At 65.0% G+C, this 19,155-nt stretch carries 17 protein-coding genes; 5 read left to right on the top strand and 12 right to left on the bottom strand.

What is annotated here, in order from left to right:
• Positions 1-75: 75 nt before the first annotated feature.
• The gene (locus CLG96_RS18395; RefSeq protein ID WP_107970279.1) at positions 76-939 is read right to left on the bottom strand and encodes an alpha/beta fold hydrolase; all 864 of its coding nucleotides are present in this window, start codon (positions 937-939) and stop codon (positions 76-78) included.
• Positions 940-1,423: 484 nt separating this feature from the next.
• Here CLG96_RS18395 and CLG96_RS18390 point away from each other — a divergent pair, with 484 nt between their 5' ends.
• Positions 1,424-2,125: a gluconate 2-dehydrogenase subunit 3 family protein gene (locus CLG96_RS18390; protein WP_107970277.1), complete on the top strand. Its 702-nt coding sequence runs from the start codon at positions 1,424-1,426 to the stop codon at positions 2,123-2,125.
• A 183-nt stretch (positions 2,126-2,308) separates the two neighbouring features.
• On the opposite strand, the gene CLG96_RS18385 is transcribed toward CLG96_RS18390, so the two are convergent.
• The 5 genes from CLG96_RS18385 to CLG96_RS18360 form a co-directional block, all read right to left on the bottom strand.
• Positions 2,309-3,466 (bottom strand): OprO/OprP family phosphate-selective porin, encoded by a 1,158-nt coding sequence (locus CLG96_RS18385; protein ID WP_107970275.1) that lies wholly within the window; start codon positions 3,464-3,466, stop codon positions 2,309-2,311.
• Positions 3,467-3,720: 254 nt separating this feature from the next.
• Positions 3,721-4,677, bottom strand: coding sequence for an MBL fold metallo-hydrolase (locus tag CLG96_RS18380; RefSeq protein WP_107970273.1), 957 nt, complete (start codon positions 4,675-4,677; stop codon positions 3,721-3,723).
• A gap of 127 nt (positions 4,678-4,804) precedes the next feature.
• The gene (locus CLG96_RS18375; protein ID WP_243395865.1) at positions 4,805-5,530 is read right to left on the bottom strand and encodes a fumarylacetoacetate hydrolase family protein; all 726 of its coding nucleotides are present in this window, start codon (positions 5,528-5,530) and stop codon (positions 4,805-4,807) included.
• A 752-nt stretch (positions 5,531-6,282) separates the two neighbouring features.
• A complete protein-coding gene (locus tag CLG96_RS18365; RefSeq protein WP_165799706.1) occupies positions 6,283-7,167 on the bottom strand; it encodes a helix-turn-helix domain-containing protein in 885 nt (294 codons plus the stop codon).
• 138 nt (positions 7,168-7,305) lie between these two features.
• Positions 7,306-8,232, bottom strand: coding sequence for a LysR family transcriptional regulator (locus CLG96_RS18360; protein ID WP_107970268.1), 927 nt, complete (start codon positions 8,230-8,232; stop codon positions 7,306-7,308).
• 107 nt (positions 8,233-8,339) lie between these two features.
• Here CLG96_RS18360 and CLG96_RS18355 point away from each other — a divergent pair, with 107 nt between their 5' ends.
• A complete protein-coding gene (locus CLG96_RS18355) occupies positions 8,340-9,038 on the top strand; it encodes a pirin family protein (protein WP_107970331.1) in 699 nt (232 codons plus the stop codon).
• Positions 9,035-9,220 carry a pirin-like C-terminal cupin domain-containing protein gene (locus CLG96_RS18350; RefSeq protein ID WP_279330756.1) on the top strand — a complete coding sequence of 62 codons (186 nt, stop codon included), beginning with the start codon at positions 9,035-9,037 and terminating at the stop codon, positions 9,218-9,220. Before CLG96_RS18355 ends, CLG96_RS18350 begins: the two co-directional genes overlap by 4 nt.
• On the opposite strand, the gene CLG96_RS18345 is transcribed toward CLG96_RS18350, so the two are convergent.
• From CLG96_RS18345 to CLG96_RS18335, 3 genes are read right to left on the bottom strand one after another with little or no spacing between them, the layout of a single operon-like run.
• Entirely contained in the window at positions 9,177-10,319 is a 1,143-nt protein-coding gene (locus CLG96_RS18345; protein ID WP_107970266.1) for an FAD binding domain-containing protein, read from the bottom strand. The two genes, CLG96_RS18350 and CLG96_RS18345, sit on opposite strands and share 44 nt — an antisense overlap.
• Before the next feature lie 3 nt (positions 10,320-10,322).
• Positions 10,323-11,516: an MFS transporter gene (locus CLG96_RS18340; RefSeq protein ID WP_107970264.1), complete on the bottom strand. Its 1,194-nt coding sequence runs from the start codon at positions 11,514-11,516 to the stop codon at positions 10,323-10,325.
• Positions 11,513-12,667 carry an alkene reductase gene (locus CLG96_RS18335; RefSeq protein WP_243395864.1) on the bottom strand — a complete coding sequence of 385 codons (1,155 nt, stop codon included), beginning with the start codon at positions 12,665-12,667 and terminating at the stop codon, positions 11,513-11,515. The genes CLG96_RS18340 and CLG96_RS18335 overlap by 4 nt, the downstream gene beginning before the upstream one ends.
• 98 nt (positions 12,668-12,765) lie before the next feature.
• On the opposite strand from CLG96_RS18335, the gene CLG96_RS18330 reads away from it, so the two are divergent.
• Positions 12,766-13,644 (top strand): LysR family transcriptional regulator, encoded by an 879-nt coding sequence (locus tag CLG96_RS18330; RefSeq protein WP_107970262.1) that lies wholly within the window; start codon positions 12,766-12,768, stop codon positions 13,642-13,644.
• A 17-nt stretch (positions 13,645-13,661) separates the two neighbouring features.
• Here the strand turns inward: CLG96_RS18330 and CLG96_RS18325 are convergent, their stop codons facing one another.
• From CLG96_RS18325 to CLG96_RS18315, 3 genes are read right to left on the bottom strand one after another with little or no spacing between them, the layout of a single operon-like run.
• Positions 13,662-15,926 (bottom strand): xanthine dehydrogenase family protein molybdopterin-binding subunit, encoded by a 2,265-nt coding sequence (locus tag CLG96_RS18325; protein ID WP_243395863.1) that lies wholly within the window; start codon positions 15,924-15,926, stop codon positions 13,662-13,664.
• Positions 15,923-16,399 (bottom strand): (2Fe-2S)-binding protein, encoded by a 477-nt coding sequence (locus CLG96_RS18320; RefSeq protein ID WP_107970260.1) that lies wholly within the window; start codon positions 16,397-16,399, stop codon positions 15,923-15,925. Before CLG96_RS18320 ends, CLG96_RS18325 begins: the two co-directional genes overlap by 4 nt.
• Complete coding sequence (locus CLG96_RS18315; protein WP_107970258.1) at positions 16,396-17,700, bottom strand: cytochrome c; 1,305 nt, start codon at positions 17,698-17,700, stop codon at positions 16,396-16,398. The genes CLG96_RS18320 and CLG96_RS18315 overlap by 4 nt, the downstream gene beginning before the upstream one ends.
• 319 nt (positions 17,701-18,019) lie before the next feature.
• Between CLG96_RS18315 and CLG96_RS18310 the strand changes: the two genes are divergently transcribed.
• Positions 18,020-18,922, top strand: a complete 903-nt coding sequence (locus tag CLG96_RS18310) for a VOC family protein (RefSeq protein ID WP_207796757.1) — start codon at positions 18,020-18,022, stop codon at positions 18,920-18,922.
• Positions 18,923-19,155 lie beyond the last annotated feature (233 nt).

The following is a 19,155-nucleotide window of genomic DNA, read 5'->3' as shown; positions in this document are numbered from 1 at the left end:
GGCGCACCGTCCACTTCACAGGCTTCGCCCACCTCGCCGCCGTCATGATCTGGTTACGATGAATGTCGATTGCCCCTAGCCCTGCCATCCCTGCAGGAATTCCAGGAGGAGCGCGTTGACGGCTTCGGGGCGTTCCTCATGCGGCAAATGGCCGCAGTTCGGGATAGCTTCGGCGCGCAGATCCGAGGCCATCTCCGCCCACACGGAAGGCATGTCGAACAGCTTGCCGACGGCTCCGAAATCGGCTCCCCACAGAGAAAGGACGGGGCATCCAATCTTGATATCGGCGTCCTCCTTGTCCTGGGCGACATCTTCCGCATTGGCGCGATAGTCCGCCATGGCGCCCCGGACGGCTCCCGGAGCACGATAGGCTCGCACATAGGTGTCGAACGCTTCGCCCGAGATGCTGCCCGGATCATAGGTCCAGTCGGAGAAGAAGTGGCGCAGCCACTGCTCTTCCTTCCCCGCGATCAGGGTTTCGGGAAGATCCGGCACGAGATGGAAGAGGAAGAACCAATAGGCCTTGGCGATCTGGGCATTGATCTCGCGGGCGACGATCCGCGTCGGCACATTGTCCATCACGACCAGCCGGTCGACCCGATCGGGATAATCCTTGGCGAACCGGGTTGCGACCCGCGCTCCCCGGTCATGGCCCACGAGCGCGATCCGGTCGATGCCCAGGCCATCGAGCAATGCCGCGAGGTCACGGGCCATGTTGCGCTTGTCATAGCCGGACGCGGGCTTGTCGGTTTCACCATAGCCTCGCAGGTCCGGGGCGATCACCCGGTAAAGCTCGCCGAGTACCGGGATCTGATGGCGCCACGCGTAATTGGTCTCCGGAAAGCCATGTAGAAGGATGACGGGTGCGCCGGATCCGGCATCGATATAATGCTGACGGATTCCGTTGGCGTGGACGGTGTGGCGATTGATCGCGATCATGCAAGCGGGTCCTCGAACTGGTGAGCATGATCAGACCGCCATCTCTTCGGAAAGGCTTGGCGCGTTCGTGCGGATCTTGGACAAATTGATCATCCCGATGAACGTGACTCATTCGCGCGACCATGACCCACAGCGACAGGACACCAGGCGCGATGCTCTTTCCATCGGAGCATCCAAGGACATCATAGGCAGGATTGCGAGCGCTGCTATTCAGGCTTGCGCAGCTGAATGGCTTGTCGCGCTCAAACTGCCAGCCTTCCGGAAAAGAGGTCGATCAGGCTCCGGCAAATGTCGTCCGTCCATAGCGGCGGGGCTGAGTTTTGTGATCGCCAGTTGGTGCAGGATGCCAACCCCCGCTCATCCCATATTTGGGACAAGTCGGCCCATCCCTTCGTATGCATTGTCGAGGCGGCAGAGCGCTTTAACCTGATGCGTGACGTTGCCCGTGCCGTTTTGGCCGCGCCGTCACTCGCAGGACAGGACCATGCCCGACCACAAGCCGGCACAGCATGCGACGCGTCGACAGGTGCTTGCAGCCGGAGCAGCGCCGCTCGCGGCAACGCTGCTTCCCTCCTGTCATCGCGACGGCGGATCCGGGGTGCCGCGCGACCGGCGGACCCCCGCCTTCTTCAAGGTCCAGGAATGGGCCTTCCTCGAAGCATGGGTAGACGTGCTGATCCCGGCCGACGCTGATGGCCCCGGGGCGGTGGAGGCGGGTATCGTGGGCTTCATCGACCGCCAACTGGCCGGGCCCTATGGCCGCGGCGACTTCTGGTACATGGCCGGCCCCCACTTTCCCGATACGCCGGCGACACTGGGCTATCAGCATCCCTATACCCCGGCGGGCCTCTATCGTCGGGCGATCGCAACGATCGACGGCCTATGCCGCAGGCGTTCCAGTTCCGGCTTCGCCGAATGGAGCACGAATGACCGGCGGCAACTTCTCCTGGATGTCGAAGGGGGACGGTTCGTCCCGGCCGACAGCACGTTGCCCGCCTTCTTCGAGCTCGCTTTGCGCAATAGCAGGGAAGGCTATTTCTCGGACCCCATCCATGGCGGCAATCGAGGCATGCTCGCCTGGCGGATGATCAGCTTCCCCGGCGCGCGGGCCGATTTCACGGACTGGATGGACCAGCCCGGTCGTCGCTACCCGCTCGGTCCCGTCTCCATCGACGGTCGGACATGACCCTTCGAGCCAAGCGCGTCGATGCCGTGATCATCGGCTTCGGATGGACCGGAGCGATCATGGCGCATGGGGTAATCATGCAGCGCCGGTCAGCCCGGATCAGGTCCGACGAATTCGCAAGATGTTGAAGGATCAGGCCTGAGCCGGCCGGGCGCTCTGACCAACCAGCATCGAGCGCCTTCCTCAGAAAGTGAGCTGAGCCCTCGCACTCAAGCTATCGCCATTGTCGGTGCCGATGAAGGGTGGAACGAGGCTCGTCACGTCCCAATGAATATAGTTCACCATCAGACGAACGAAAGGATTGAGATACCAGTTGGTGCCGAGGGTAGCGGCCCATCCCCTCCCCCCGCTGACGAGTCCGGTGTAATCGAGGCGCTCATAACGAGCCGTCAACTCGATCGCACCGGGGCCGCCCTCGAAGACGGTGTGACGGACCTTGGGGTGCACGAAGGTCCCGTAACGCGAACTATATTCGGGCGCTTCCCCAGTCAGGAAATAGCCGCCGGCGATACTCCAGGCGGACGCGGCCACATCGTGCGCGTCTCGCACATGGATATGTCTCCGCCCTCCTTCTGCCATCAGCCAAGCCGATCCGACGCCGCCGCCGATCTCGCCGCCCTCGCCATCGCTTCCCGTCGCGCCGAGGATCGGGCCCGACTGTATCCTCAGCATCGAATTGAACCGGCCGCCGATCTGGCTCGATCGGCCGGCGTCGAGCACGGCAGGCGAGAATTGCTCCGCGAACGCCCAGCCACCAAGATGGAGGAAGCGGCGTTCCTGGAAGACGGGGTCCCAATGGGCCCGCGCCACTTGCGCCCAGCTGTCTCTAACCGCCGTCTTCCCGTCTATGTCATCGCCGGTCGTGGATAGCGACATGTGCCAGTTCGGGCCGGATGCGATGCCCATGAGACCGAAAGCGTAGAAGCCGACCCGCGGGGCGATCGTCGTCCCGGTCGTGTTGCGATCGAGGAAGGGAACGGCGTCCGGGCCCGAGGCCGCATCGACGCCGCGATCGAGAAAGAGGTTACCGATCCGGACCTCGTAGCGGATCCGACAGGTGGCCGGACTATGCCACCCGACATAGGCACTGAGGACGTTCACGCTGTCCTGGGAGAAGTCCGCCTCGAACACATAGCTCAAGCGACGGCCGATCATGCCGTCAGCGCCCAGACGGAGCGTCCGCGCTCCGGTCGTCGCATAATCGCGCTGCCCGAACCGGGAACCCGTCGTGCCGCTGATATCGAGCAATATCCGTCCACGCGGGTGGAAGGTGAACATGCCGTCCGCGCTCGACAGGATGGGCGCTGCGCCCTCGCCCCATCGAGCGAGGAGCGGTGTCATCGTGGATGCTGTCCGAGCCTCTTCTACCGGTGTGGCAGCCGATCCGGCAGGAGGCGGCGGCCTGCCTGCATGATCGACGGCCTGTCGGGCTTCGACTGCGGCCAGCCTTGTCTTCAAATCGGCGATCTCCGCTGCTTGTTGCCGGACGAGCGCAGCAAGCGCAGCCTCCTCCGGTGTCGCGGCGACTGCCGGGACGGCACACCCCGACGGCAGCAGTGCGACGAGCGACCATGCCCGGACCCGATACGGCACCGTCAGCGGTTCAAACTATAGTTGGCGGGGACCCAGGCGAAATGCCCACCACCGAGATTCCGGACATGCCCGATCCCCGGGAAGGAAATGTGGGCGCCGGCGACCCACCATCCATTTCTTGCGGCCTCTTCAAAGATGCGCCGGCGCGACGCGATCGCTTTCGGGACGTTCCAGTCATATTTCATGGCGACGTCGGGATCGGGCAGCTGAACCGGCTGCACATGCACCGTGTCGCCCCAGAACAGCATCCTATCGGTCCCGTCCTGGAGAAGATAATAGCTATGACCGGGTGTATGCCCCGGGCTCGGGACAGGCTTGAGCCCCGGCGCGAGAGGTGCGTTGCTGTCGAAGGTCTTGAGGCGACCGGCCGCGATATAGGGCGCGAGCATTTCCTGGGTGGCCTCGAAAAAGGGCCAGAGCAGTTCGCCGACCTGGGGCTTGTTCGCGCTATCGAGCCAGAAATCGGTTTCCGCCTTGGAGACATGGATGGTGGCGTTGGGGAACAGCATCTTCCCATCCAGGATGAGGCCGCCGGCATGATCCTCGTGCAGATGGGTGAGATAGACGTCGTCGACCTGTGAGGGGTCATAGCCGGCTGCTTTCATCGCCGCGAGGAGGCCGCCGCCTTCCTTGCCATAGAGATTGCCGGCTCCCGTATCGATCATGATGAGCTTGTCGCCGCTATTGACCATGAAGGCGTTCAGCATGCCCTCCACCGGTGAGCGGAGATTCTGCTGGGCCAGAAGATGTGCGACCTCTCCCGGCTTCGCCCCCACGGCGAGCTTGTCGGCCGGGAACGGGTGCGTGCCATCGAGCAGCGCCGTGACCTCGAAGCGGCCGACATGCATGCGATAGAATCCGGGGGCCTGACCGGGCTGCATGGGGGCCGACGCTGCGAGCTGGGCCGCCGGAACGACATATGCGAGGGACAGGCCAAGCGCGATAAGGGCTCGTTTCATGCAGCAGCTCCGGATGGGAATGTCCGCCGAGGCGGGGTCATGGAAGCCGGATGCTAGGATGTTCCGGTCGCCCGCGCCTTGGCGATCCCGTGGACCATTTGGAGGGACGTGCGCAAATTCGGCGGCTTCATCCTTCCTGGGCGACCGGATTTCGCAGGATACCCAACCCCTCCAGTTCGATCTCGCACACGTCTCCGGGCTTCATCCAGAGCGGCGGCTTCCTGGCGAAACCGACACCCGCAGGCGTGCCCGTCACGATCACGTCGCCTGGCTGGAGCGTGAAGACCTCGCTCAAAAGAGCGATCTGGTGCGCCACATCGAAGATCATGTCGTCGGTCGATGCATCCTGGACCACGATACCGTTCAGGCGGGTCTGCAGGCGCAGCCCCTTTGCGCCTTCGGGCAATTGCGATGCGGGGACGAACCAAGGTCCGAAGGCGCCTGTGGCATCGAAATTCTTGCCGGCCGTCCACTGGGAGGTACGAAACTGGAAATCGCGGATGCTGGCATCGTTGAACAGCGAATAGCCCGCAACATGGAGCAGCGCTTCGCTCAGCGGGATATTGCGGCCCCCTCGTCCGATTATGGCAGCCACTTCGCCCTCGAAATCCAGCTGCTCCGAGATAGCTGGGCGCACAATGGGCGCGCCATGGCCGATGAGGCTGGTTGCAAACCGGGCGAAGATCGCAGGATAGCTCGGTATCTCGAAATGCCCTTCGGCGGCGTGATCCCGGTAGTTGAGGCCCACACAGATGATCTTCGCCGGATCGGGGATTGGAGGCAGGAGATGCACGCAATCAATATCGAGGGCAGGTGCGGCTCGAAAGGCCTCGGCCACCTCGATCAGATCCACGCCGGAAGCGATGAGTGCGGGCAGATCTCCGGGAAAGGCGTCATCGCTCGCATGCAGCGCGGTGAATCCTTCTCCCCGATCGATGGCAAGTCCTAGCCCCTGCCGATCTTCGAAGCGTGCGAAGCGGATCATCAGCTTTTCCTTCTGCCGTCATCTCGAAAAGAGCCGACTGAACTTCTGCTTGCGCGTCAAAGCCCAATATTGTCGGAATCCTTCGGCTCTTGCGCGATATTGCGCGGGTGTAAAGCTCGGGCATTTGTAGAAAGCCGCGGCGATTTTGCCCTGCTTGCCTGAATTCCGGCGGCATGAGGCGAGACCACTCGCCTTTTCCAGGAAGAAGCTGTTGAAGGACGTGCCGGCACGACGGCGCGCCGCAACCATGATCGCGAAAGGTGGCCCAATGACGCTTCGGACAAGGTCGCAGAGCTGCGATGGCGCACGCCATGCCGAGGCAGGATGGCACGCGTCGCGGGAACAGGACAAGCGGGCGGCACAGGGCAGGAGGCTTGTCCTTCCCTGGCATCCCGATCCCCGGCGGCTGCGACGTCGCGCGCCGGCTGAGCACGGTCATGGCGACGCTTTTCCTCATCGTCCTGCCGATCTTCGCGCTTGTGGGGGCCGGCTGGCTGGCGCGGTCCATGGGGGTCCTGGGTCCGAGCGCAGCCACCGAGATCAATCGGTTCGTCGTCCGGCTGGCTTTCGCAGCCACAGCCCCATCCCGATCAAATGCGTCTGATCGAATAAGAGGCCGGTCAGCCGCTCGTCCGCCGCCAGTTGGCAGGGGTGATGCCATAGCGCTGGCGAAACGCGCGGGTGAAATGGCTCTGATCGCCAAAGCCGCAGGCCAGCGCGACCTGTGCGATCGAAAGCTCATTTGATCGCAGCATTTCCCGGCTCCGCTCCAGCCTGCGCGCGACGATCCAGCGATGGGGCGACATCCCCATGGACCGAGCGAAGGCGGCAACGAACTGGGTGCGTGATAGCCCACATTCGGCGGCCATCTGGTCGAGACTGATGCCGCCTGCGACATGCGCGTCGATCAGGTCGAGGACGGTGCGTCGCTGGATCGGACTGAGGCTGCCGCGGGACAGCCGTGTCAACCGGACACCGCCATAACGTTCAAGAATATGCACATGCGCCGCGAGCGTGACCTGATCGACGAAGAGCCTGTTGGCGCTGTCCGGCATCTGAAGCGATGGCTTGAGAGCTAAGGAGAGGGCGGCGAGCACCGGGTCGGGCTCGCTCGGTCCACAGGCGAAGCCGCCCGGTGGGATAACGCCATGTTCCTCGCACAAGGCGGTGCTCGCGGCACGCGAGATCATCATGATCACGCTTTCATGACTGCTCAATGCGCGCACCTCGGGACGATCCGACATATCCACAATCCGCGCATCTCCGCGAGCATATTGGACATGGCGTTGCCGGCGGCCACCTCGCCATTCCTCATAGGCGCCGCCCACGCCGACATCGACGCCGACATAGAATGCGTCTTCCGGTGGCATGGGTGGCGGCGGATCATGGAAAGCAGCGCTGCCGACGAGGTAGATGAGGCCCAGTTGGGCGCGCGTCAGCTGCTGCGGCGCGATCTGCGTCACCAATTCCGAACGGTGCTGGCTGCGGAACGCCCGAACCGTCATCTCAAAGTCGCTCATGAAGGCCGGGGCTGTCCGAAATTCTCCACCGAATAAGCATGACATCGGATCATGCCGCGTACAGCTGTCAGCTCGGAAACAATCGGGAGATTCTCTTGCCGCCCGCTTCAGCCGGACCGACGATCAGCCGGAATTTTCCAACTGCCGGGCCCAGGGCGCGGACGACAGACGCTTCGCGAGATGGTCGAGGAGAAGGATGACGCGCGCGGGCCGCAACGATCCCGGCGGCGTCACGAGATGGAGAGCGATGTCAGGGATCCGCCAGTCCGGCAGCACTTCTTCGAGCGCGCCGCTCGCCAGATGTTCCCACACCATGAAATCCGGCTGGAGGGCAAGCCCCTGTCCCGCGAGCAGCGCCGGCGTCAACGCGTCGGCATTGTTGGCACCGAGCCTTCCCCGCACCGGCACGATATATTCGCCCTGCCTGGGGTGCTGGAACCGCCAGTCACCGGGGGTGGCGAGATTGGTGTAGAGCAGGCCGAAATGCCGTTCCAGATCGCGTGGGTGCGACGGGCGGCCATGTTTTTCAAGATAGCTCGGAGCGGCCACAAGCGGACGGCGAACCGTGCAGAGCTTGCGCGCGCGTAGCGAGCTGTCCTCAAGACCCGCGATGCGCAGGGCGATGTCGAAGGCATCGCCGACGATATCGACATGGGCGTCGCTCAAATTGAGGTCGATCGTGACCTCGGGATAGTGATCCAGAAATTCCGGCAGAAGCGATGTGATGTGCCGGAGACCGAAGGACATCGGCACCGCCATCCGGATCGCGCCTCTGGGTGTGTCAGCCTGCGCGGAAGCTTCGAGCTCGGCCGCCTCGCCGTCGGCCAGGATGCGACGGGCCCGGTCGAGCACGCTGCGACCGCTTTCCGTGAGCGCTACACGTCGCGACGTGCGATGGAGGAGCGGGATGCCGAGCCGCTGTTCCAGCCGGGCCATTGCCTTGGAGACGGTGGGTTTCGACAGGTGCAGGGCGTCTGCCGCGCGCGCGAAGGAGCCGGTCTCGACGACCTTCGCAAAAATGGCCCAGGCTTCGAAATCCGGCATGGTCATTGATAAACTCCCTTCACCGGTCCCTTTCCACCATTTCTGTTTATTTGCAATAACGACAGCCTATCTTGCTCCCAACGGCCGCCCACATGGCGGCCTGGAGAGTGACCATGATCGACCTGAGACCATTCGACACCCTCGGCGGTGCCAACCATGGCTGGCTCGACGCCAAGCATCATTTCTCCTTTGCCAGCTACCATGATCCGGATCGCATGGGCTGGGGCAATCTGCGTGTCTGGAACGACGATACCATCGCTCCGCATTCGGGTTTCCCGGCGCATCCCCACCGTGACATGGAGATCATCACCTATGTTCGCGAAGGGGCGATCACCCACAAGGACAATCTGGGCAACAAGGGCCGCACCGAGGCGGGTGATGTCCAGGTGATGAGCGCGGGCACGGGGATCGCGCATTCCGAGTTCAATCTGGAGGACGTCACCACCCGGATCTTCCAGATCTGGATCCTGCCGACCCGGACGGGCGAGAAGCCGAGCTGGGGCGCCAAGCCCTTTCCGAAGGGCGGCCGTGCCGGTCAGTTCGTGGTGCTCGCCTCAGGCTTCTCGAGCGACGGAGATGCGTTGCCGATCCGCGCCGACGCGCGTGTCGTCGGCGCCTCGATCAGAGCCGGAGAGACCATCGACTATCCGCTGGGCAAGGAACGGCGGGGCTATCTCGTGCCGGCGACCGGCGCGGTCGAGATCGAGGGGATCCGCGTCAATGCCCGTGACGGAGCCGGCATCAGCGACGTCGAGGTGCTGCGCGTGACCGCCATCGAGGACAGCGAGGTCGTCCTCGTCGACATAGCCTGACCAACCCGTGTGCCGGGGCCCCTGCCCCGGCACATTTGATCTATCGGAATTTCGTATCCTCGCGTGCTGACCGCATCGAACAGGCGAAGGAGGACTGGCGCGAGCAGCGTTTCGCCTCCGTGCCGGCGGAAACGGACTTCATTCCGCTGCCGCCGGACCCCTTCCCCGCTCGCGTCCGCTGAAGGAGAGCGATGCGCCCAGGCGCCGTCCATAGGCCGCAACCGCCCGGTTGAGGGGCATGCGCGCGCCTTCATAATGCGGCAGGGCGGATTCCAACGGGAGCTTTCCCAAGGCTTCGACCAGGGCAAGACTGTCACCGGCGGCCTTGGCGACGCCCATCGCGGTATGAGGGCGCACGACGAAGGCCGCATCCCCGAGCAGAGCGATCCGCCCATTGGCCATCCGCGGTGCCTCATAGTCGAAAATGGCCTGGATGAAGGGCGTCGCTGCAGCGGCGATCGCATCCGCGAAAACGTCGGGAAGAAAGTCGCGCGCGGCCGCCAGCATCGCGTCGCGCGCCGCGTCGGGCACCATGCCGGGTGCGAGGGAGAAACGCTGAGGCTTGTCATGACGATCGGTCAAAACCGACGGAAGATCGTCGGTCGGGCGATACCAGACCCAGTTGTAGCGACGTTGCCCCGGCTCCATCTCGCCGTGCGGCCCGGCCACGACATAGCCGAGCACATGGGATCGCGGCATGTAATAGAAGGCGAAGCGATCCAGCAGCAGCTCGGCGGCATGGGGCGGAAGATGCGCCTCGGGGAGAAGACCGCGCCAGGCCACATAGCCCGCGAAGCGCGCCTCATCCGCCTGCCCGGTCACGGCCGGACGGACGACCGAGCCCACGCCATCGGCTCCAATAACAAGGTCGGCATCGTCGATCCCATCGTCGTCCAGTCTCAGCCATGCGCGGTCCGCGTCCTGGCCAACCGCCAGCACCGCACGACCGGCCCGATACTCGCCCTCCCCGAGCTGCTCGCGGAAGCTCCGGTAGAGATGATCCCAGGAGATCTGCATCTGGGGTGTCGAGTGACGCTCGATGACGGCACCGGAACGGTCGAGGATGATCCGCTCGCGCGCGACGACACCGACATGGGCGACATGCTCGCACCCGATCGCACGAAGGATGGCGAAGATCTCCCTTTGGCCGACAAGGCCTGCTCCCCGGCCCTCGAGCCCCGAGCGCGATCGCTCGAAGACCTGGACCTCATGTCCCCGACGGCGCAGAAGGGCGGCCGCGAAAAGGCCGCCCAAGGAGCCGCCGACGATGGCGACGCGCATGGCTCAACGCTTCCGGGCGAGGCTGGCGAGCTGGAAAATGGTCGCCACGGCCGCGAGCCCCGCACCGAGGACCGAGAGACCGCTCCAGCCGCCTGCCTTCCACGCTGCGGTCGCAGCGGCCGAGCCTGCGGCCCCACCCAGGAACATCGCCCCCATGAAGATCGTGTTGAGGCGGGCGCGTGCTTCGGGTCGCAGCGCGTAGATCACATGCTGGTTCGAGACGAGTGCGCTCTGCACCGCGAAATCGAGCAGGATGACACCGACGACGAGGCCCGCGACCGATGTCCACAAGCCGAACAGCGCCCAGGACAGGAGCGTCAGCACGGCTCCGAGCGCGACGACCTTGTGGGGTCCCCTTTTGTCGGCGATCCGTCCCGCGATCGGAGCCGCGAGGATGCCGACGGCGCCGACAATGCCGAAGAGGCCGGCCACCTCAGCGCCTAACCCGAAGCGCGGCTCCTGTAGGTGCAAGGCAAGGATCGTCCAGAAGGCGGTAAAGGCCGCGAAGAGAAGCGCCTGGGTTACGGCCGCGAGGCGAAGCGCACCAAATTCGCGCCACAGATGGACCAGGGATCCCATCAGGCTCGCATAGCTATGGTCGGTATCGGGAAGGCTGCGCGGCAGCCGGAAGGCCATCAGACCGCCCGCGGCGAGGGCCAACGGCACGCCGAGCCAGAACATCTCCCTCCAACCGGCATGGGAGGCGACGAAGCCCGCAAGCGTCCGGCTGAGCAGGATGCCGCAGAGCAAGCCCGACATCACCACTCCGACCGTGGCACCGCGCCGTTCGGGTGCTGACAGATGCGCGGCGAATGGCACGATCTGCTGCGCCACGGTCGAGGAGATACCGACCAGCAGCGAGGCCAGGATGACGAACCCTGCGTTCGGGGCGATGGCTGCCGCGACCAAGGCCGCGGCGAGCAACACGAATTGCGCAACGATCAGCCGCTTGCGTTCGACGAGATCACCGAGCGGGACCAGCAGAAACAGGCCGGCCGCATAGCCGAGCTGGGTCGCGGTCGGAACGAGACCGGTGATCCCACCGGGCAGATCCCGCTCCATCACGCCCAGCATCGGCTGGTTGTAATAGATGTTGGCGACCGCGAGCCCCGCGGCGACTGCCATCGAAAAGGTGAGACCTGACCCTAGCGCCGGCGCAACGGCTGCGCCGGTCTTCGCTTGCGCGATCATGCTCATGATAGGCTCCCGGCGGGCTCGGCCGCCATTTCGAGGAAGGGATAGTCGACATAACCCCGCTCATCGCCGCCGTAGAAACTCGGGCGGTGATAGCGGTTCATCTCCGCGCCGATGGCGAGGCGACGCGGAAGATCCGGGTTGGCGATAAACAGGCGGCCGAAGGCAATCGCATCCGCTTGGCCCCTGGAGAGCGCCGCGCGGGCAGTGCCGCCGACATAGCCACCGGCGGATATCACCGGACCGGCAAAGGCTTGCTTCAGCAAGGCGCCAGCGTCGGGCGCATCGGCGTCGATCGCATTGATATCGCTCTGCTGGTCGGCGCGCGGCTCGACGACGTGGAGATAGGCCAGTCGTCGCTCCGACAGCGCGGCCCCCACATGCTGGTAGAGCGCCGCCGGATCGCTGTCGGCCATCCCGTTGAACCGGCCCCATGGCGACAGGCGCACACCGATACGGTCCGACGACCAGGCGGAAATGGCCGCATCCACGACATCCAGCAGGAAGCGCGCGCGATTGGCAATCGAGCCGCCGTAGCGGTCCGCCCGCAAATTGCTCGAATCCTGGAGAAACTGGTCGATCAGATAGCCGTTCGCCGCGTGAATCTCGACGCCGTCGAAGCCCGCGGCACGGGCATTGCGGACGGCGACGGCGAAGGATCGGACGATCGAGCCGATCTCGTCCTCGCTCAGGGCATGGGGAACCACGAGGTCGGCGGGCTGGCCCGAGGCATCGATGTGACGAAGCCCCGTCGGGAGGACCGCCGACGGCGCGACGGGCGTCGCACCGCCCGGCTGCATGGTCGGATGCGAGATCCGCCCTGTGTGCCAGATCTGAAGTATGATGGAACCATGTTTGGCGTGGACCGCATCGGTGATGCGGCGCCAACCGGCGATCTGCTCGTCGGTGTAGATGCCTGGCACGCCAGGATATCCCCGCGCCTGCTCGATGATGTCGGTCGCCTCGGTGATGATGAGGCCACCATCGCTTGCCCGCTGACGATAATATTCCTCGTTCATCGCCTGCGGAACGTCTCCAGGCTGGCGGGATCGCATGCGCGTGAGAGGCGCCATGACGACCCGGTGGCCGAGAGTGAGCGCGCCAAGGCGAAGCGGGACGAAAAGAGGATCGGAGGGAGCGGCGTCGAGCATCATCAAATGTCCGTGCTGTGGTTGCCACGACCATGTAGAAGCCTAACGAAATCCGCTGTAGTCATTGGAAACGATAAGTCGGCATATCGGATATAGATATAATGGACCTTTCTGACATCGCGATCTTGGTCGAAGCGATCCATGCCGGAAGCCTGGCGGCGGCAGCCCGTCGGCTCGGAATCGCGCCGATGGCGGCATCGCGCCGCCTGGCTGCACTTGAAGAACAGCTCGGTACCCGTCTGGTGCACCGGACGACGCGCGCTCTCGCGCTCACGCCCGAGGGAGAGGCTTTTCTCCCTTATGCCCAGGCGATGCTCGAGGATGAGGCGAACGCACGTGCGGCGGTGAGGCCATCGGCAGCCGGAGCATCCGGTTTGCTGCGTGTCACGGCGTCGGTCCCGTTCGGGCGCAAGGTGGTGACACCGATGATCCCGGACTTCATGCGCGCGAACCCGGATGTCCAGGTCGACCTGCTGCTGACCGACAGCATCGTGGACATCGTGGCCCAGGGCATCGACGTCGCCGTCCGCATCGCGACGCTGAGAGAGAATGCGCTGGTGGCGCGGCGCCTCGCGGACAATCCGCGGGCGCTCTACGCTGCGCCGGCCTATATCGCCGACCATGGCGCGCCGACGACGCTGGCCGAGCTTGCGCGACACCAGTGCCTTGCGACCACCGGGGTTTCGCATTGGACCTTCCTCAACGGTGCCAGGACGGTCCGGCAGAAGGTCGCGGGCCGCTTCACGGCAAGCTCGGTCGAAGCCCTGCATCAGGCCTGTCTGGGCGGCCTCGGGATCGCCAATCTCTCCGCCTGGGATGTGAAGGAAGAACTCGCGGCCGGCCGGCTGTTGCCGATCACGCTGGCGGATGCGCATCCCGAACCTCTGGCGGTCTGGGCGGTCTATCCGACGGCTCGCCTCGTTCCGCCCAAGGTGCGGCTCTTCGTCGCCGCGCTCGAGGCGTGCCTGCGTGGCGGATGAGTACAGCCAAGGCATCGTCAGCCCGCCAGGCCGATCGCGGCCTTCACCTTTTCCGGCGTGAGAGGCATGTCGCGCAGACGAGCCCCCGTCGCGTCGGCGATCGCGTTGGCGAGCGCAGCGGAGGTCGGGCCCTGGGCGGTTTCGCCCGCCCCCAGAAAGGGTTGCCCGGGGCGGTCCATGACATGGACGTCGATCGATCCCGGCATGTCGAGGAAGCGCAGGATCGGATAGCTGCCCCAGTCGAAGCTCGTCCGCTTGCTGTCGTCATAGCTGACGGCTTCCTTGATCGCCCAGCTCAGCGACTGGATGATGCCGCCCTCGACCTGGTTGCGGATTCCGTCCGGGCTGGCCGGCTGCCCGGCATCGACCGCCGCCTGCACGCGATGAACCATGATGGCGCCCGTTTCCCGCTCGACCTCGATTTCCATGGCGAGCGCGCAATAGGCGCCGATATTCTTGTAGCGGGCGAAGGCCATGCCGCATCCGCGACGCCCATCTCCGCGTGGGCGATGAGCCCAGTCGAACCGGCGGGTCGCCTCGATCATGACGGCGCGGGCGCGCTCATCCTGCATATGGGCCAGCCGGAAGGCGAGAGGATCCACGCCGCCCGTAAGAGCCAGCTCGTCCAGCATGCTCTCCAGGCTGAAGATGTTGAGGTGAGCGCCCAAGGATCGCAGCGCGGACACCCGGAGCGGCATCTCGGGAACGAAATGATATCGCACGTCCATGTTGGGAAAGACGTAAAGAGGATTGGCATTTCGATCGCCGTCCCCCTCGGGCATGGGAATGGGCTTGGGCTCCTGCATAAGCAGAGGCGGCACGACCTGCTGGGCGACGGCGTAGCCGCCGGCCATCACCGGACGATTATTGTGCGAGTTGCTCCAGACTTCGTACGTCCAATGTGCGATCCGCTTGTCGGGCCCGATCGATGCCTCGACTTTGGTCACCATGCCGCATCCGCACGGCTCCCAACCGAACTCCTGCTCGCGCATCCATTGCAGCCTGATCGGACGGCCCGGCAATTCCATGGCGATGAGCGCGGCTTCGGCGGTCACGTCGTCGGCACCATTCTGCCCGTAGCAGCCGGCCGAAGGGATGTGGATGCAGCGCACTTTTTTAGCCGGCAGCCCGACAAGCTCGGCCACCGCGCGATGCATGTCGAATACGCCCTGGCTGTGGGACCAGAGCGTCAGTTCGCCATCGCTTGCCAACGCCACTGCGCAAGAGGGGCCGATCGAACCATGGCTGTACCAGGGGCGGCTGTAGGACGCCCTGATCGTCCTCGTCGCCGGACGCTCGTCATCACGGGTATCGAGCACGACGATCTCGCGACTGGGAAGAGACTGAAGGCGATGGGGGCCGTCGGTGACGGGGAGCGGTGGCAGCGTTCGCACATAGTCGGACGCCTGCGCCACCCGCATCGCCTTGATGGCCTGCCATTCCTTCAGCGCCACGACGGCGGCGAAGTCTCCCTTTTGGATGACCGCAACCACGCCCGGCATCGCTCGGGCCGCCTCCAAGTTCGGCGCCTTGAGGCGCGTCCCGTAACTCGGCCCGCGCACCAGCCGGGCGTGCAGCATCCCCGGGAACCGGAGATCCTGGACGTAGGCGGCCCCGCCCGTCAGCTTCGCGGGGATGTCGACCCGCGGGAGATCGCGACCCAATGTGCGATAATGCGCCGGATCGCGGCGCGGCGCATCGGGGACGGCTTCGATATGAAGCGACAGGGCGGCGGCGAGCGGCCCATATCCCAGGCGGCGACCGTCGGGTGCCATGACATGCCCGTCACCGCTGGTGGTCAGGCTTTCGGGCGGGAGCTTCCATTGCCGTGCTGCGGCCTGAATCAGCAGGAAGCGGACATTCGCGCCTGCATTGGCGAGCGCCGTGCCCCCATCCTGCATGGAATGGCTGCCTGCCGTCAGTCCTTCGTCAGGCGTTCTCGCCGTGTCGGCCGTGATGAGCGTGATCGTGGCTGGAGAAAGATCGAGCTCCTCGGCCGCGACCTGAAGCAGGGCTGTGCGGATGCCCTGGCCGAGCTCGGCCTTGCCCGAGAAGACGGTCGCAGCGCCGTCCGGCGCGATCCGGATCCAGGCGTCGAGCTCCGGCCTGTTCTTCAGGCTTCCCGGCAGGTCCGGGCGCAGCGCTTTGGGTGCAGCACCGCCCTCGCCCCCGCCGACGAGTTGTCCGAGGCCGCGGGACGCGAAGCTGAAGGCCAGCAGGAGCCCACCACCGACAAGCGCTTCACGACGCGTCGCCATCGCCGACTTCTCCGTTCGGATCATGCCGAATGTCCATCGACGGGGAGACCGGCCGCGCGCAGGACCGCGCGCAGGATGCGCATATGCGTCCCGCACCGGCACAGGTTGGTCTGCATGTGGCGACGGATCTGAGCTTCGTCGGGCTGCGGAATCGCGTCCAAAAGTGCCTGCGCGCGCATGATCATGCCCGCGCTGCAGTAGCCGCATTGCGCGGCCTGTTCCGCGGCGAAGGCGCTTTGGAGCGCGTTCATCCGGTCGACGCTGCCCAACCCCTCGATGGTGCGCACTTTTCTCGTTCCAACAGCCGCCAGCGGGGTCACGCAGGAGAAGATGGCCTTGCCGTCGAGCTGCACCGTGCAAGCCCCGCACTGACCGAGACCACAGCCATATTTCGCACCATTGAGGCGCAGATCGCCGCGAAGCACGTAGAGGAGCGGCGTATCGGGTTCGGCATCGACCACATGCTCCGCCCCGTTGACATTGATCCTGATGGTCATGGCTGGGCCCTTTCCTTGCGAGCCTTTCGCACGGTCTGCTCCAGCTTCGACCAGTCCGGGCGATCGGTGTAACGGGCGCGTGCATAAGCGATGACAGCGGCGACCTGCCCGTCAGTCAGACTGTCGGCGAATCCCGGCATCTTAGGTCCTCTGCCTCCGATCGGCGGCTCGATGCCCTGAAGGATGGCCTGGATCGCGCTGGTCGGATCATCGTCGCGCAGATTGCTGACAAGCCCGAGCGACGGACGCCCCTGCCCCATCATGGGTGCGCCAGGACCATGACATCCAGCACATGCGCCTGCGAACAGGGTGGCTCCTTCTGGAAAGCGCTTCGCTGCGGCGACCTCATTGTCCAGGGGCGCAGGCGCTGGACTGCCGATATCCCGTCCCGCCATCCTGGACGCGATATAGGTCGCGATCGCCCTTACGTCGGATTCGGGGACCGATGCGAGGCTCTCGACCACCGGTCCCATCGGGCCGGCGGCAGCGCCATGGTCAGGCGAGATCCCGGTCCGCAAATAAGTATAGAGCGCGTCAGGCGTCCAGGCGCGCGCTGCCGGATTGGAGGCATCGAGGGCCGGCGCATGCCAGCCTTCGGCGACACCACCATGATAGGCGCGCGCGCCTTCTTCGCCCCCGGCAAGGTTGCGCGGTGTATGGCAGCCACCACAGTGGCCCAGGCCCTCGACGAGATAGGCGCCACGATTCCACTCAGTGGAGCGGCCCGGATCGACCGGCACCGCACCCTTGTGCAGGAAGAACATCTTCCAGCCGGCGAGCAGCGGGCGGAAGCCGAGTGGCGGGATCAGCTTGTTGGCCGGGGCTTCCTGATGGACCGGCCGCCGCGTCATCAGGAATGCGTAGATCGCATCCAGATCGGCATCGGTGACATGGGTGAAATGCTCGTAAGGGAGCGCGGGATAGAGATGGGCCCCGCTGCGGCTGATGCCGTCTTTCATCGCCCGGCGGAACGCCGCTGCCGACCAATGGCCGATGCCCGTGTCCGGATCCGGTGTCAGATTGTCCGAATAGAGAGTGCCAAATGGTGTCGCGAGTGCCCTTGCGCCGGCGAGCGGACGCCCCCCTTCGGCGGTGTGGCAGACAGCACAGTCGCCGAGCTTCGCGAGCACGGCGCCACGTGCGACCTGCTCGGCGGGAAAGGACGAGGGGGACGGTACCGGAATGGGAGCGATTGCGGGCCGCCAACTGAGCGCGAGCGCGAACAAGGCCATGGCGAGGATCAGGACCGCGCCATAGCGTGCTGTGTGTGGATGATAGCCACGAAACAGCCTGGCGCTCATGCGGGCCCGCCGGCCGGGGAATGGGATTTTTTGACCGCTCATGCGGCGCGCGCCTCCAGCTTGAGCGCAATCTTCTAATTTTCCCGGCGACGTCGATCTTGGCGGAATGGACGCAGCTTTGGCAAATCTCGCGCGCCCTTCGTTGCCAGTTGGGGCAGCCTGGAAGAAGCCGCACCGGGCCTTCCATGATCCATGGAGCGTATGACGGGCCGCCATGTGTCTCGTCCGCTCATTCCTTCCATCCAAAGCTTCGGAGGAAACGACAAGACAATCGAGCGGTCTGAGTTCTTCATGCCCGCGACATCAGAAAGGCGTGAGCATGACATCATATCGAGTGACCGGAACGAAATTCGCTTTGGCCATCGCAGCCCTGCTTGGCGCGGCTGCTCCGCTCCCGCTCCTGGCGCGCGAGGCCCCGAGCGTCGCGGTCGGCCCTCAATATGACACCACCCATGTCTATGTGGCGCCGAGCGACGTCGACGCTTTCGTCGCGGCCTTCACCGCGACCTTTGGTGGTGCATCGACCAAGCAGGGCATCGCCACGGTAACCCCGACGCCGAGCAGCACGTCCACCCAGCTCGTGCAGACCCCGGTGGGCACGGTTTCCCTCTTCGGCTTCAGGACTCCGATCCCCTGGCCGTTCGGCGCGGAACGGACGGGCTGGCTCGTCACCGACATGGATGAGGCAATCCGGCAGGCGCGCGCAGCGGGCGCGGACGTGATCGTATCGACCTTCCCCGACCCGATCGGGCGGGATGCGGTGATCCAATGGCCGGGCGGCGTGATCATGCAGCTCTACTGGCACAACACCAAGCCCAGCTATGCGCTCCTCGCGACCGTGCCGGAGAATCGGGTCTATATGTCCGCAGACAAGGCCGACGAGTTTGTCCGACACTTTTCGACATTCGCCCACGCGCGACTTCTGTCCGATGAGCGCAATGCGCCCGGAATCGAAATCGGGCGGCCGGGCCATCATTTTCGTCGGATCCGTCTGGAATCGACCTTCGGCAAGCTGACGCTCCTTGTCACCGACGGCCATCTTCCCTGGCCCTATGGCCGGGAGATGACGGGCTATGAGGTGCCGGATCTGGATGCCACTCTTGCCAAGGCCAAGGCCGCCGGCGTCGAGATCCTTGTGCCCCCCTTCGAGAGCGCGGGGCGCAAGAGCGCCATGGTGAGCTTCCCCGGCGGCTATGTCGCCGAGGTCCACTCCGGAAGCTGAGGCGGAGACGATGGCCGAAGGCTGTTCCCACTTCCCCTCGATGCGGGTCGCATCCCCGAGCGCTCGGGGATGCGAGGACGCCACGGTCGCGACCACCCGGGGCATCCGTGCGTCAGCCTATCGCGCGGCCACGCGGCAGGCGGAAGGGCATTCGCTGCAAGAGGCCGTCGCGCGATACTGTCGGTGATTGCGAAATGCCTGCCGGCCAGGGCTATCCCTCGCCGATGCTCAAG

This window comes from Sphingomonas oleivorans (genome assembly GCF_003050615.1).
GTDB classification, from domain to species: Bacteria; Pseudomonadota; Alphaproteobacteria; order Sphingomonadales; family Sphingomonadaceae; genus Sphingomonas_H; species Sphingomonas_H oleivorans.
Note: the sequence above shows the minus strand (reverse complement) of the source record. Positions and strands in the feature narration are given on the sequence as shown.

Coding starts and splice junctions, on each gene's coding strand:
- CLG96_RS18365 (WP_165799706.1), bottom strand. CDS start 7,167: ATGACGGTTCGGGCGTTCCGCAGCCAGCACCGTTCGGAATTGGTGACG.
- CLG96_RS18340 (WP_107970264.1), bottom strand. CDS start 11,516: ATGAGCATGATCGCGCAAGCGAAGACCGGCGCAGCCGTTGCGCCGGCG.
- CLG96_RS18320 (WP_107970260.1), bottom strand. CDS start 16,399: ATGACCATCAGGATCAATGTCAACGGGGCGGAGCATGTGGTCGATGCC.
- CLG96_RS18390 (WP_107970277.1), top strand. CDS start 1,424: ATGCCCGACCACAAGCCGGCACAGCATGCGACGCGTCGACAGGTGCTT.
- CLG96_RS18325 (WP_243395863.1), bottom strand. CDS start 15,926: ATGATCCGAACGGAGAAGTCGGCGATGGCGACGCGTCGTGAAGCGCTT.
- CLG96_RS18355 (WP_107970331.1), top strand. CDS start 8,340: ATGATCGACCTGAGACCATTCGACACCCTCGGCGGTGCCAACCATGGC.
- CLG96_RS18345 (WP_107970266.1), bottom strand. CDS start 10,319: ATGCGCGTCGCCATCGTCGGCGGCTCCTTGGGCGGCCTTTTCGCGGCC.
- CLG96_RS18335 (WP_243395864.1), bottom strand. CDS start 12,667: ATGATGCTCGACGCCGCTCCCTCCGATCCTCTTTTCGTCCCGCTTCGC.
- CLG96_RS18315 (WP_107970258.1), bottom strand. CDS start 17,700: ATGAGCGCCAGGCTGTTTCGTGGCTATCATCCACACACAGCACGCTAT.
- CLG96_RS18360 (WP_107970268.1), bottom strand. CDS start 8,232: ATGACCATGCCGGATTTCGAAGCCTGGGCCATTTTTGCGAAGGTCGTC.
- CLG96_RS18330 (WP_107970262.1), top strand. CDS start 12,766: ATGGACCTTTCTGACATCGCGATCTTGGTCGAAGCGATCCATGCCGGA.
- CLG96_RS18395 (WP_107970279.1), bottom strand. CDS start 939: ATGATCGCGATCAATCGCCACACCGTCCACGCCAACGGAATCCGTCAG.
- CLG96_RS18385 (WP_107970275.1), bottom strand. CDS start 3,466: ATGACACCGCTCCTCGCTCGATGGGGCGAGGGCGCAGCGCCCATCCTG.
- CLG96_RS18310 (WP_207796757.1), top strand. CDS start 18,020: ATGACATCATATCGAGTGACCGGAACGAAATTCGCTTTGGCCATCGCA.
- CLG96_RS18380 (WP_107970273.1), bottom strand. CDS start 4,677: ATGAAACGAGCCCTTATCGCGCTTGGCCTGTCCCTCGCATATGTCGTT.